12 protein-coding genes are annotated in these 12,607 nt (G+C 52.3%); 7 read left to right on the forward strand and 5 right to left on the reverse strand.

The window, feature by feature from the left end:
* Window positions 1-182 precede the first annotated feature (182 nt).
* A complete protein-coding gene (locus WNY38_RS17130) occupies window positions 183-1,049 on the reverse strand; it encodes a LysR family transcriptional regulator (protein WP_342858585.1) in 867 nt (288 codons plus the stop codon).
* A gap of 134 nt (window positions 1,050-1,183) precedes the next feature.
* Between WNY38_RS17130 and WNY38_RS17135 the strand changes: the two genes are divergently transcribed.
* The 5 genes from WNY38_RS17135 to WNY38_RS17155 all read left to right on the forward strand — a co-directional run bounded on the left by WNY38_RS17135 (window position 1,184) and on the right by WNY38_RS17155 (window position 6,360).
* Window positions 1,184-2,314 carry an ABC transporter ATP-binding protein gene (locus tag WNY38_RS17135; RefSeq protein ID WP_342858586.1) on the forward strand — a complete coding sequence of 377 codons (1,131 nt, stop codon included), beginning with the start codon at window positions 1,184-1,186 and terminating at the stop codon, window positions 2,312-2,314.
* Entirely contained in the window at window positions 2,314-3,234 is a 921-nt protein-coding gene (locus WNY38_RS17140; protein ID WP_342858587.1) for a sugar ABC transporter permease, read from the forward strand. Before WNY38_RS17135 ends, WNY38_RS17140 begins: the two co-directional genes overlap by 1 nt.
* The gene (locus WNY38_RS17145) at window positions 3,227-4,120 is read left to right on the forward strand and encodes a carbohydrate ABC transporter permease (protein ID WP_342858588.1); all 894 of its coding nucleotides are present in this window, start codon (window positions 3,227-3,229) and stop codon (window positions 4,118-4,120) included. Before WNY38_RS17140 ends, WNY38_RS17145 begins: the two co-directional genes overlap by 8 nt.
* 104 nt (window positions 4,121-4,224) lie before the next feature.
* Entirely contained in the window at window positions 4,225-5,478 is a 1,254-nt protein-coding gene (locus WNY38_RS17150; RefSeq protein WP_342858589.1) for an extracellular solute-binding protein, read from the forward strand.
* Between the two features lie 57 nt (window positions 5,479-5,535).
* Window positions 5,536-6,360: a phosphodiesterase gene (locus tag WNY38_RS17155; RefSeq protein ID WP_342858590.1), complete on the forward strand. Its 825-nt coding sequence runs from the start codon at window positions 5,536-5,538 to the stop codon at window positions 6,358-6,360.
* A gap of 568 nt (window positions 6,361-6,928) precedes the next feature.
* Here the strand turns inward: WNY38_RS17155 and WNY38_RS17160 are convergent.
* Window positions 6,929-7,816 (reverse strand): LysR substrate-binding domain-containing protein, encoded by an 888-nt coding sequence (locus WNY38_RS17160; protein WP_342858591.1) that lies wholly within the window; start codon window positions 7,814-7,816, stop codon window positions 6,929-6,931.
* Between the two features lie 91 nt (window positions 7,817-7,907).
* On the opposite strand from WNY38_RS17160, the gene WNY38_RS17165 reads away from it, so the two are divergent.
* Window positions 7,908-8,528, forward strand: a complete 621-nt coding sequence (locus tag WNY38_RS17165) for a LysE family transporter (RefSeq protein ID WP_342858592.1) — start codon at window positions 7,908-7,910, stop codon at window positions 8,526-8,528.
* A 345-nt stretch (window positions 8,529-8,873) separates the two neighbouring features.
* Here the strand turns inward: WNY38_RS17165 and WNY38_RS17170 are convergent, their stop codons facing one another.
* Both WNY38_RS17170 and WNY38_RS17175 read right to left on the reverse strand, forming a co-directional pair.
* The gene (locus tag WNY38_RS17170; RefSeq protein WP_342858593.1) at window positions 8,874-9,023 is read right to left on the reverse strand and encodes a hypothetical protein; all 150 of its coding nucleotides are present in this window, start codon (window positions 9,021-9,023) and stop codon (window positions 8,874-8,876) included.
* A 144-nt stretch (window positions 9,024-9,167) separates the two neighbouring features.
* Window positions 9,168-10,376: a GAF domain-containing sensor histidine kinase gene (locus tag WNY38_RS17175; protein ID WP_342858594.1), complete on the reverse strand. Its 1,209-nt coding sequence runs from the start codon at window positions 10,374-10,376 to the stop codon at window positions 9,168-9,170.
* 598 nt (window positions 10,377-10,974) lie between these two features.
* Between WNY38_RS17175 and WNY38_RS17180 the strand changes: the two genes are divergently transcribed.
* Complete coding sequence (locus WNY38_RS17180; RefSeq protein WP_342858595.1) at window positions 10,975-11,721, forward strand: nucleotidyltransferase domain-containing protein; 747 nt, start codon at window positions 10,975-10,977, stop codon at window positions 11,719-11,721.
* 258 nt (window positions 11,722-11,979) lie between these two features.
* Here WNY38_RS17180 and WNY38_RS17185 read toward each other — a convergent pair whose 3' ends face one another.
* Window positions 11,980-12,588 (reverse strand): GDSL-type esterase/lipase family protein, encoded by a 609-nt coding sequence (locus WNY38_RS17185; RefSeq protein WP_342858596.1) that lies wholly within the window; start codon window positions 12,586-12,588, stop codon window positions 11,980-11,982.
* Window positions 12,589-12,607 lie beyond the last annotated feature (19 nt).

Raw genomic sequence — 12,607 nt, forward strand, 5'->3', positions numbered from 1 at the left:
TACTTCATTTAAAACACTCCATCTCTTCCTAAAGATTAAAGTGTTGCGCCGACCAGTTGAGGCCACCGCCCAAACCGGACCTTGGTGTTCTTCGAAGCGAATGACCGCTTTAGTGGATGGTGATACTTAATATTGTTTTGCGTCACCATACACCACAGTTTGCGAAATTTTCGAACCTATGGTCATAAGTCAACGACCGACAGAAAACTTTGAACCAATCTTAGATCGTGTTTGTTTTTAGGAACGACAATACAGCTTTTGTAAGTTTCGGGCATCTCATCAATGGGGATGCTGACCAATACATCTGTGTCTGCTGTGCTATTTTCCAAGAATATTCCAACCCCCGCACCTTGCAAAATGGCCTCTTTCATCACTGGGAATGTGGTGGTTTTCATGGTGCGTCGCGGGGTCACGTTATGTCGCCCCATGGCTTCGCGGACCACCCTTTGGGTCATCGACCCTTGCTCTGGCAAAAGTAGCATTTGATCTGACAGTTCTCTCAGGCTGATTGTGCTGCGTGTGGCAAACGGATGATTGGCTGGGACATATAAAACATAGCGCTCTTGGCCGATCTCTTGGATCGTCCATTCTGCTGATGGGGTCGGCTCGAAAATGAGCGCGATATCAACCTGATGGGTACGTAGCATGTCGATCGCCGTGGTCCAGTCATACAAGGTGAAATCAATTTGCACGTTTGGCCACTGCTTGTTGAACCGTGCAATCAGGCTGAGCGCCGGTACAGGGGCATTCGCGATAATGGTCAGATGCCCGCTGTCGAGTGCTGCATATCCGGCCAAACGTTCAGCAATAAGCCTCTCTAACGCCACATGCCGTTCGGCCAGCTCAAATATGTCTTGCCCCGTGCGGGTCAAGCTTTGTCCATCTCTGTTGCGGGTAATGAGTTTTGCGCCAACGGACGCCTCTAGTTTTTGAAGGTGCTGCGTGACGGCGGACTGCGACACGCCGAGCTTGCGGGCGGCCTCGGTCACGCTGCCTTCACGTACAACGTATGAAAAAGCCGTCAACTGAAAGGGATTTGATCTGCGCATGCTGCCTCCATGATCTCAGGCTTCTCAACCTCACAAAGACTCTAGTTTGCATAAGTAACACTTATATATTGTCACAGAATCGATATCTGCACTGATTAGCCTATGCCAAACGAGACAACGCCTTGGGGGCACAGATGTCATCAATATCACTGCGGCAGATCACCAAATCCTTTGGCGCAACGACAGTCCTGAAGGGCGTCACCCTCGACATCCAAGACGGGGAATTCGTGACCCTTGTTGGGCCGTCGGGTTGCGGAAAATCGACATTGCTGCGCATCCTCGCGGGGCTTGAGGTGGCAGATGCGGGCACGGTGACCATTGGCGAGGCTGATGTGACGCAAACCCGCCCCTGTGCACGCAATCTGGCCATGGTGTTTCAATCTTACGCGCTTTATCCGCATCTCAGCGTGGCACAAAACATGCTGACGCCCTTGCTGTTGCGCGATCTCACCAAGCTTGAGCGCTTGCCCATTTTGGGGCCGCTGTTGTCGCGCAGCAAACGCCGCGCATTGAATGATTTAGTCGAAAATACAGCGCAGACCCTTAAAATAACCGATCTATTGCCGCGCAAACCGGGGCAGCTGTCGGGTGGACAACGTCAACGCGTGGCGCTGGGGCGGGCCATGGTGCGCAACCCAGTGGCCTTTTTGATGGACGAGCCCCTGTCGAATCTTGATGCCGCTTTGCGTGTTCATATGCGCAGCGAGTTGGCTGAATTGCACCGTCGCCTGAAGACCACCTTTGTCTATGTGACTCACGATCAGGCCGAGGCGCTGACCATGTCTGACCGCATGGCCGTGATGATGGACGGGAACATCCTGCAATTTGGCGAGCCTGACGATATTTACCGCGACCCCAATTCTTTGGCCGTCGCGCGGTTTGTTGGCTCCCCTGGCATCAACACGGTGCCGGGGGAAGTCGATGCGCATGGATATCTCACTGTCTTTGGACATCGCATTGCAGCGGCACAGCGCGTTGCGGCACAACCGGTCACGGTTGGCATCCGCCCAGAACATCTCAGCCTAAGCGACGCGGGGCCATTCAAAGGCATGGTCAAGCACCGCGAAAACCTTGGCTCTGATATTTTCTTGCATGTGACAGTCGAGGGACATGACGGCACTTTGGTTTTGCGCAGCAGGCCAGATCAAGCAGCCGCTTTGGGCGCGCAGGTCACTTTTTCAATCCATCCAGACCATGTGCTGATGTTTGATGTCCAAGGCGCACGCCTGCGCGCGCTTGCAACACAAATGGCGGAGATGACCTAATGCGGGACCGTTACGCTTATTTATGGTTCATCGGACCGGCTTTAATCTTGATGTTCTTGATCCTGCTTGTGCCCATCGTGGTTGCAGCAGGCATGAGCTTTACCGATTATTCGCTGGGCAATCCAAGCGCCAATTTTGTTGGATTTGAAAACTACGAAAAGATCTTCACGCGCAGCACCTATGCCAAGATGTTCGGCGCAACATTTCGCTATGTGTTTGTCGTGGTGCCCATGACCGTTGGTTTGGGACTCGGCGCGGCCTTGCTGATCAATTCACTGACGCGGTTCGGGGATGTCTACAAAACGATCTATTTCTTGCCTGTTATGGCCGCTTTGATTGCCATGGCCATAGTATGGGAATTCGCGTTTCACCCCACCATCGGCATCATCAACGCAACGCTGGAACACGGCTGTGGCACGTTTCTAGAGGGCTGGTCTTGGTACGCCAAAGGCTGTGCACGCACCTTCCCGCTTTGGCTAACAGATCGTGATTACGCCATCTGGACCGTCAGTTTCATCGGCATTTGGCAAGGCTTCGGGTTCAATATGGTGCTGTATCTTGCGGGGCTGACAGGCATTCCGCGCGATCTGTATCATGCGGCCGAAATGGACGGGGCTTATGCAAGTTGGGATCGTTTTCGGCTGATCACTTGGCCGATGCTTGGGCCGACCACTGTGTTTGTCGTCACCATCAGCATGATCCGGTCCTTTCAAGTCTTCGATACTGTCGAAGCCTTTTACCCCCAAGGCGGCGGGCCTTCGAAATCCGTCTATGTGATGATGTTTGCGATCTATGAAAAAGCAATCCAGCAAAACCTGATGGGGATCGGAGCCGCCATTACCATGGTGTTCCTTGGGTTTGTTTTGATCCTGACTTTGCTGCAACGCTGGCTGATTGAACGGAGAACGCACTATGCTTAATCGCTTTTCGACGACTGAGACGATGAAGCATGTCGTGCTCATACTTGGGGCGCTCATCGTGTTGCTGCCGTTCTATGTGATGGTGAGCTACAGCCTCAAAAGCCCAAACGAGATTATGACCAATTCCGGTGGCATTTTTGGCGCACAAGAGCTGTTTCGTGATGACTATTGCGTCGCACGCGGCAATGCCGCCGCCGACTGCATGGTCAGGCCATGGATCTACAATTACACCACTGCGTTTTCCAAAGCGCCGCTGTTGCGGTATCTGGCCAATGGGGTCTTTGTCACCGCATCGATCTTTTTGATCCAAGTTATCGTGGCCCTGCCCTGCGCCTATGCGCTGGCCAAGCTGCGCTTTTGGGGACGTGACGCGGTTTTCGGGCTTGTACTGTTTTGCTTGCTGATCCCTGTGCATGCGATCGCTTTGCCGCTTTATATCATGCTGGCCAAGTTGGGGATGACCAATTCTTACGCCGCCCTCATTGTGCCTTGGACGATTAGCGTTTTTGGCATCTTTTTGATGCGCCAGTTTTTCATGACCGTGCCTGATGATTTGATTGATGCGGCGCGTATGGATGGCATGTCTGAGTACAGCATCATCTGGAAAGTCATGCTGCCCACCGCCATCCCTGCGCTTATGGCGTTCGCGATTTTCAGCGTCGTGGCCCATTGGAATGATTATTTTTGGCCCCGCATCGTCATCACCGGCAATCGCGATTTGTTCACGCCACCATTGGGTTTGCGCGAATTCAAAGGCGATGCGGATGGCAGCAATTTCGGACCGATGATGGCCACAGCCGTCGTCATCGTCACCCCGTTGATCGTGGTCTTCATGCTGGCCCAACGCCGGTTCATCGAAGGGATCACCTTATCAGGAATGAAGTAGGGCGCATCAAGCGACGCGCCCTATCACCCAATCCCGCAAGGGACAATCACGCCCGGTTCAATCGCCAAATCACCCCGGGCACAAAGGCAACTGGAGATAACGTAATGAAAAATCTGACAACTGCAATGCTTCTCGTGCTCAGCGCGGGCACGGCTTCGGCACAAGATAAGGTGACTATTGAGTTTGCCTATCCCTATAGCCACCTTTTCGACGTCACTTATGAGAACATCATGCCGCTGTTCCATGAGGCACATCCAAACATCGAGGTGAAATTCCGCGCCACTTATGAGAACTACGAGGACGCGAATAACACCATTCTGCGTGAAGCCATCGCGGGCGAATTGCCTGACGTGACCATGCAGGGTCTCAACCGCCAAGCGATCTTGGTCGACAAAGGCATCGCGCAATCGCTTGAGCCCTTCATCGCAAATGAAACTGATTTCGCCAAAGACGGCTACCATCAGGCGATGCTCGACCTAGGCACATTCAACGAAGAAGTCTACGGCCTGCCGTTCTCGATCTCTTTGCCTGTTGGTTATTACAACATGGAAGTGATGGCCAAAGCTGGCATCACATCCGCAGACCAACTGCCCAAAACATGGGATGAGGTCATCGGCACCTGCGCCAAGCTGACTGAAGCAGGCGTTGACAACCCCATGTTCTGGGGCTGGAATATCACAGGCAACTGGTTTTTGCAGGCTTTGATGTGGTCACAAGACACGCCAACTGTGATCGGCAATGATTTCAACCTCGATAGCCCTGAGGGTCTTAAAGCGCTTGAGCAAATGGACGCATTGTTTGACGGTTGCGACATGCAAAACATCGAATGGAAAGCCGCCTTGTCGTCTTTCTCTGCGGGCGAAATTGGCATGATGTTCTGGTCTACATCTGCTGTGGGCGCGGTGGAACGCTCCATGGGTGATTTCACTTTGGTCACCAACGAATTCCCTGGCTTTGCAGCCACAGGCCCGATGGGCCTGCCTGCTGGCGGCAACGCTGCGATGTTGACCTCTACATCTGAAGATCCAGCCGTGCGCGCAGCCGCTTGGGAATGGCTCAAGTTCATCACGTCTGGCGAAGGCGCTGCCGAAGTGGCACGCACAACGGGCTACATGCCGCCAAACCAAGCAGCCAATGAAATCATTCTCAAAGATTTCTACGCTGAAAACCCAGCCAAAGCGACAGCTGTGCGCCAACTGCCATTGCTGCGCGAGTGGCAAGCATACCCTGGCGACAACGGTTTGGCCGCAACGCAGGTGATCTATGATGGTCTCGAAGGCATCGTGAGCGGTGAGTATGAGGACATGTCCGAGCTGCAAGAGCAATTGACTGAGGAAGTTCAAGAGCTTCTCGACTAAATCAATCTGTGGCCACCGACGTGTTTTGGTGGCCACAACTATCTCTAGGAAATGACCATGAAACTGTTGCAAATCACTGACATCCACCTGACCACTCCCGGCAAAACCATCGGCGGACGCGATCCCAATGCCAATTTCACCAAGGCTTTGGCCCATGCCATCCAGCATCACCCCGATGCTGAAGCGCTGATCATCACCGGCGATCTGTCGGATTGGGGGGAGGCTGATGATTACATGCGCCTCAAGGACCAATTGGCCGCTGTGAATATACCAGTGCATTTGTGTATCGGTAATCATGATGACCGTCAGACGTTTTTCGACGTGTTCCCCGAAAACGAAGGCGCAGACGGTTTTGCGCAAAAGGTGATCCCGCTGTCCATTGGTCATGCGATCTTGTTGGACACTTGGGGGCCAGCCTCCCACGCGGGGCATTTTTGCGCCATGCGCGCGGCTTGGCTGACAGAGCAATTAAAGACGCTCGAAGGCCCTGTCTGGATTTTCATGCATCACAACCCGGTACCGATTGAGGTCGCGCCGATGGATGAAATTATGCTGCTGGATGCAGACCGGTTTGCAGCCACAGTCGCGCCTTATGCAGCCAAAATTCGTCACATATTCCACGGTCATTGCCACATGCACCTGTCAGGGTCTCTGCACGGAATTCCGTTTTCTGCCCCACGCGGCACCAACCATGCAGGCTGGCCTGATTTCGCAGCGACAAAACTGCTGTCAGCAGCCGACTTGACGGAAAGCTACAGCGTGATTTTCGCGACGAAGACCACAACGATGGTGCATATGATCGAATATGGTTACGCAGGCGATATCCGCGGCGAAGGATCTCCAGACTATGCAGATTGGGATCAACTGACGATGGCCAGATAGTCAAATTTTGAAAACCAAAATACGATAACGTCTGAATGAAATACCACAATCTTTACGGCTTTAATAAGGCCGTAATAAACGGCGGAAGGGTCGCGTAGCAGACCTAAGCGCAAAACGCAGCGAAAGTCTGCAATCCGCCCTTTACTAAGGGCGGTTATGTGATTTGGTGTGTTCATGATAGGCCTAAATTGGCCCAAAAACCCCAACAAAAAAACCGCCAAGGTGGGCGGGGTATTGGGTTATATCATGAGGCTAAGTTGGCTTATTTCGCGCTGTATGCTCATACGAATAGGGATTAAATTTAAGATAGCTTTGAGGCGTAGTGAACGGCCCACATGTATGTACCGGCTGCTGTTCGCAAATGATTTCTGGCATGTTCTCGGAAGTCGCTCATATGTATTCGGCCTGTTGATCGACACGCGGGTCGTGGCCTTGTTGGGGTTACGCACGCGCCGTGATCCCATTAGCTGACCTTCGTGCTCTTTGAAGCGAATGGCAGCTTCGAGCCCATGTTATCGATCTTCTGCAAAGCAGGAATGGCTGCTTTGGCATAAGCACAAAAGGTTCGTTACGGGCAGCGTTCGTTTGTTGCGAGGTCTGTTAGCCAGTCACGAAAGCAGGATTGCACATTCTGTTCGGGGTTACCTTCGGGTGCCAACAAAACATAGCTGCTACCATCTTTCAGAAATCCGGCGGGCGCGCACAATATGCCTGCATCCAGATCGTCTTGTACAAGGTGCCATGGCCCGATAGCAACGCCAAGGCCTGCGATTGCGGCTTGCAGGCTGAAGTAAAAATGTTCGAATTCCGTATCAGGATGCACGCCCAAAGTCGCCTTGGAAAGGCCTGCCCATGCGTGCCATGCAGAGGGGCGCGTTCTACTATGCAGCAATGACGCGTCGGGGCGTAATTGGCCATTTTCGAAAAAACGCTCATGAAGATCGGGCCTGCATACGGGGCCAATCCATTCTGAAAACAACGGCGCTTTGCTATAGTTTTTCGGCAGATCAAAGTCATCGCGCCGAATTGCAAGGTCAATTCCATCACCCAGCGCGACCGGACCACCGCCGGCAACCAACCGAATGTCAGCCTCTGGGTATTGTCGGCGAAACGTGGATAGGCGCGGGATAAGCCAACGCATCATTAACGTGGGTTCGCATGAAACAGTGACCTGAACATGGACCTGTTCGGCTCTGATACTGCTGATCGTATCTTCGATATGCCCCAGCCCATGTGTAACAGATTGCGCGAGTTTGCGCCCTGCATCTGTTAAAAAAACCGACCGATTTCGGCGCGTAAAAAGGGCAGTTCCCAGATCACTTTCGAGCAATCGCACCGCGCGACTAACTGCGCCATGGGTTAAATTTAGGCTATCTGCCGCTTTGCTAAAGCTTTCAAATTTCGCAGCGGCGCGAAAGCATGATAGGGCAGGCAGAGATGTTATTGGACTTCGCATCTGTCAGATTAAATCATTAATAGTGTCAGAAGTCATCGTTTTTCTCAGCAGCGCCAATGATCTAATTAGACCCTATCCAAAGGGGAACATTATGACTGAATGGTTTGCTATTATTACGATTACACTTCTGGCTGTCATCAGTCCGGGGCCAGATTTTGCAATGGTGTCGCGCAATGCGCTGACGCTTTCAAAACGCGCGGGGATATTGACCGCGTTCGGCATTGGCGCAGGGGTTCTGGTGCATGTCAGCTATACGCTGTTGGGCATCGGAGTGATGATCCGTTATTCCCCTTGGTTGCTTGATATCATGAAGCTGGCGGGTGCTGCCTATTTGATCTGGCTGGGCACAAAAATGGTGATGAGCCGCCCGCACAGTGAGGTGGACGCGCCCGTTAATCGAGTTCTTTCGGATGCCGCGGCCCTGCGTGTCGGGTTTTGGACAAATGCCCTGAACCCCAAGACCGCGATCTTTATCATAAGCCTGTTCACCCAAGTGGTCAGTGCCGCGACACCGTTAACGGCGCGCATCGCCTATGGCAGTTTTATTTCTCTGGCGCATGTCATTTGGTTCGGGCTTGTTGCCGCGTTCTTTGGTGCCCCTGTGCTGCGTCGCAAACTTCTTGGTATTAGCCACTGGATCGACAGGGTCTTTGGGGTCGCTTTGATAGGGTTTGGCGTAAGCCTTGCCATTGCAGACCTTACGTTTGGGTGAGGTAGTTGCGGGTGTTTGGTCCGAACTAGCTGCGGCGCAACCCTCCCAAAAGCGACCGTTTTTGGGAGGGTTAAGATTGCAGTCGAACTGATGCCCATTTTTCTCGATAGCTGTCGTTCATGCCGCCGTGGCGAAAGCTCGCTTTGTCCGCGTTGCAGACCTTGGTACCCCAAAAATGCTGCGTCTTAGATGAACATCTGCTTCGGGGAAGCTGCAGCGCAGCGTCGGGCCAACTCGTGAACGGCAGCAACTCACCATCGGTTTCGCCTTGGTGTTTCTTCGGGAAGCCCGATCCCGATATGATCTCACACACATTTCCGAGGGTCGCGTCCTCCCACCCCGCCTTCACAGCATGCCTCTGATCTTTTCCAAAATCTGCGCGGTCTCGGCATCTCGTGCCAGCATATCCGCGATGAACTCTTGAGGTGCGCACAGGGGGGGCTTTTCGGGGGCGTTGGGGTTTTTGACGGACAGGTAGGTCTCAAGTCGCCTCATCCAGATCATCCACAGAGGCCAGCCACGCCTGATCCCCCTTCGCTGCGTTCTGCGCCGATGTCTGCTATGCGGGACAAAGTGCTGCTTGTTGAGCCCTCAGGATCACTAACTTGCAATATATAGTAAACAGGCCAGTCAGCCGAGTTAAGCAGTCCTCATACGCCAAGCTGGCAAGCGGATGATTGCAGCGGTACTGTTTTCTGCGGCTTGCACCTCGAACTCTCCACCATGAAGCTCTACCAATTTCCGCGTCAACGGGAGACCAAGGCCCAATCCGCCCCGCGTCCCCCTCTCATTGATATTGCCACCGACAACGAAAGGTTCGTAGAGAGCCGCGAGCTCAAGGTTTTCATCAAGCGTGCCATCATCAGTGATTGAAAGTTCAATATTTCCGGACGCGTCTATACGGCTTGCAAGGGAAATTTTTTGGCCGCCATGGTTAATTGCATTAAGAGCAAGAGCATGCAGAGCAAGTTTGATCTGATCAGGATCGATAAAGAGTGGGGGGGGCAGTGAACCCTCATTAAAAGTAATCGACTTCAATTCACCATCAACGCCCGGCAATACCAGTTCGCAAACGCCTTGCAGTATGCCTTCCAACTCGCAGACCTGCTCATTTAGGGAAAGTTCGCCGGTCGAGGCGTTACTGTATGTAATAATCGTTTCAACGAGCCCCATAAGATGCTCTGTTGATTTTCGCGCCGAGCTGATTAATGCCTTGTTGGTGCCTTGATCGGCCACCGCTTCTTGCAATTGCAAACTGCCAAAGAGAATGGTGAGCGGCGTGCGCAATTCATGCCCTATAAGGGTGATAAAAGTCGACTTTGCGTCTTCGTCTTCTGTTTGTTCCACAGGTTTTGGCGGAATGCCTTCCAGCGCAGCAACCACCGCCTTTCCCAAATCTATTAGAATGGACATTTGGTGATCCGATGGCGCTTCGTGAGGGACCAGATCAAGTCCGCATAAACTTCCGAAACGTTGCCCCGACGACAGAACCAGTGGAACCCCAGCATAGAAGCGCGCACCGGGCCCTCCTTCAGCAACCATAGGATGGGTCTCAAACCGAGGATCTTTGCTCAGGTCTGGCACGACCATCGGTTTGCCAGACATTATCGTGTGGGTGCAAAAGCTGTTGCTCTTCGGCATCCGTCCAAGCTCAATCCCTACGACAGATTTGTACCACTGGGTGTCACCTTCAACGACACTGATATGGGCAATAGGGCAGTCAAGAATTTTTCTTGTCGCTTCGCAAATTGCATCGAAGACCCCTCCATTCGCTTCGTTCAAGCCGGGAACGGCAAAGACAGACCGAAGGCGTGCTTCCTCATTGAAGGGAATGGGATATGTTCTCACTATGAACCTCACTTAACTTTTACCTAGCATGATAGTAGCGCCATGCGATGCGCAATCAACCACAGAGTTCCTCGATCGACTGATGGGTTCGTAAGTTTTTATACCTCGGCAACTTTGGGCTGCGGTTACAACAGGTGACTGTAATACAGGCTTCAAATTTTTCTGCTGGCGTTTGATATTGCAAGGTCTTTCTTGTCCGCTCGACATTACATAAGGCCATTATGGGCTTTCGTAAGGTAAAAGACCTTTTGCTGACACCAAGCATTGCAAACCCACCTAATCCCCTCAGTGGCCGTTAAACATGGGGTTTACGACGATTTAAACGGTTGTTTAACTCGAAAATTCCACCCAAAAAAACGGTCTGAACTGGAAAGAGGTTTTTGGGTTAGTCTGGTACAAGACTCGACATCAAGGGCGGATTGCGGACTTTCGCTGCATAATGCGCCGATGTCTGTTAAGCGGGACGAAGCACCATTTCGCTGCGCGTATGCCAACGGCGGCTTTCATGATTTCAGAAAAAAATCGTGAGCCGCCGACAATCACCTGATACAGTCAAGAGGGGACCCACGGTTCCCCCATACCATCTGGGAGTTTGTCATTGAGTCAGAACCTTTCAGCGGCTTTGTCTGCGGCCAATAAAATTCGCGACCAGTTTTTTCCAACAGCAAGTGCATGCCTGCTCGCGGGCTCGGTGGTTCGAGATGAAGCAACGGCGTATTCTGACCTTGACCTCGTCGTAGTCTTTGAAAGCGTCGAGAACGCCGTCCGGCAATCTTTTACCTTTGAGGGCTGGCCTGTTGAGGCATTCATACACGATGCTCAAACTTTGGAGTATTTCTTTCGGGAGGTGGATCGCCCGTCAGGAGTGCCGTCTCTACCCAACATGGTCAATGAGGGCATCGAGATACCTGATGAGACGGAATGTGGTGGTCTTCTCAAAGGTCTGGCAACTCAAATTCTGGAAGAAGGTCCAATACCGTGGGGCCAGAAAGAACGTGAAAATTCGCGCTATGCAATCAGCGATATGGTCGAAGATATCCGTGAGCCACGCAATTCAGACGAGCTCCGTATCGTGGTCTCTAATCTTTACGCAGCCACCGCAGATCATTTCTTTCGTTCTCAAAACCAATGGTCTGCTAAGGGCAAGAGCATTCCCAGAAGACTCATGAGCGTTGATCCCGAGTTCTACCAGCGTTTCACGGATGCTTTTGAGAATGCATTCACCAAAGAGGATACCGCCTCCGTTATTCACCTATGCGAACGTGTCTTGGAACCGGATGGAGGCTTTCTTTTTCAAGGTTACATTCGAGAAGCGCCCAGAGAGTGGCGGATGCCCGACCCGTGACGGCGGGTGAGCGGCCATTCATGCATCACGCAGCATCGGTAAAAGTGGGCTCGAACGAGACATTCGCTGCAAAGGTCAGTAATGGACCGTTCGTGTCAAGCCCCCTCAAACATGAACGCTGCTCAATCCCTAAACCCGCGCAGTTTCTAAAACTTGTTAGCTTTGAAGCGGTCCACGGCTTATCGACCTGCAGCCTCCCGCGATTTTTTGATGACAGACTTCACGACATACAATGGATGCTTAGCCGATGTCCCTAAACTACAAGCCTGCTTTCGCCATCGCTGCTTTTATAATGGGAGTCCAAGCAGCATATCCTTTAGGGCCGATGTGGATACCGTCACGCTCGAAGAATTTCGTCGCAGGACGCCCGTTTGAACCGATCGTTGTCACATCTACAGCCGCAAAATATGCATTTGGATCATTCCGAGTATCCGCTTCAACAAGGCGACTATACTCAACATAATCAGGATGCCAAATCCAACGAATGATGCCTGTTTTGGGAGGCAAGTAGATCACTGGAAGTGTTGGGAACCTCTCACGAACACGGGCATGGAATGCCTGATGCAACGCCAATGTTTCTTCAGCAGTAAAACCGTCACATGCGATGTCGTTCTCACCAAAGTAAACAACGATCATCTTCGGGGTCACAGCGTCAAAAACACGATCAAAGTGTTGCATCGCGCCTTCAAAGGTGCCGCCGCCGAAGCCAGCGTTTACGACATCCAGATCGTTCATATCCTCAGTAATGCGCTTCCAGTTTTTGAACGTAGAGGACCCGTAAAACACGATTGATCCGTCAATCGGCGCTCTGCGTCCGAGTTGCGCCATCAGGGCCGCGACGTCGTCCATATATTGATAGTCAGACATAGTTGTATCCTATTTTCTA

It is taken from the genome of Pacificibacter sp. AS14 (assembly GCF_038899935.1).
Lineage (GTDB): Bacteria > Pseudomonadota > Alphaproteobacteria > Rhodobacterales > Rhodobacteraceae > Celeribacter.

What these genes read in the sequence shown, in the direction of transcription:
- WNY38_RS17130 (WP_342858585.1), bottom strand. Translation starts at nt 1,049, where the DNA reads ATGCGCAGATCAAATCCCTTTCAGTTGACGGCTTTTTCATACGTTGTA.
- WNY38_RS17135 (WP_342858586.1), top strand. Translation starts at nt 1,184, where the DNA reads ATGTCATCAATATCACTGCGGCAGATCACCAAATCCTTTGGCGCAACG.
- WNY38_RS17140 (WP_342858587.1), top strand. Translation starts at nt 2,314, where the DNA reads ATGCGGGACCGTTACGCTTATTTATGGTTCATCGGACCGGCTTTAATC.
- WNY38_RS17145 (WP_342858588.1), top strand. Translation starts at nt 3,227, where the DNA reads ATGCTTAATCGCTTTTCGACGACTGAGACGATGAAGCATGTCGTGCTC.
- WNY38_RS17150 (WP_342858589.1), top strand. Translation starts at nt 4,225, where the DNA reads ATGAAAAATCTGACAACTGCAATGCTTCTCGTGCTCAGCGCGGGCACG.
- WNY38_RS17155 (WP_342858590.1), top strand. Translation starts at nt 5,536, where the DNA reads ATGAAACTGTTGCAAATCACTGACATCCACCTGACCACTCCCGGCAAA.
- WNY38_RS17160 (WP_342858591.1), bottom strand. Translation starts at nt 7,816, where the DNA reads ATGCGAAGTCCAATAACATCTCTGCCTGCCCTATCATGCTTTCGCGCC.
- WNY38_RS17165 (WP_342858592.1), top strand. Translation starts at nt 7,908, where the DNA reads ATGACTGAATGGTTTGCTATTATTACGATTACACTTCTGGCTGTCATC.
- WNY38_RS17170 (WP_342858593.1), bottom strand. Translation starts at nt 9,023, where the DNA reads ATGAGGCGACTTGAGACCTACCTGTCCGTCAAAAACCCCAACGCCCCC.
- WNY38_RS17185 (WP_342858596.1), bottom strand. Translation starts at nt 12,588, where the DNA reads ATGTCTGACTATCAATATATGGACGACGTCGCGGCCCTGATGGCGCAA.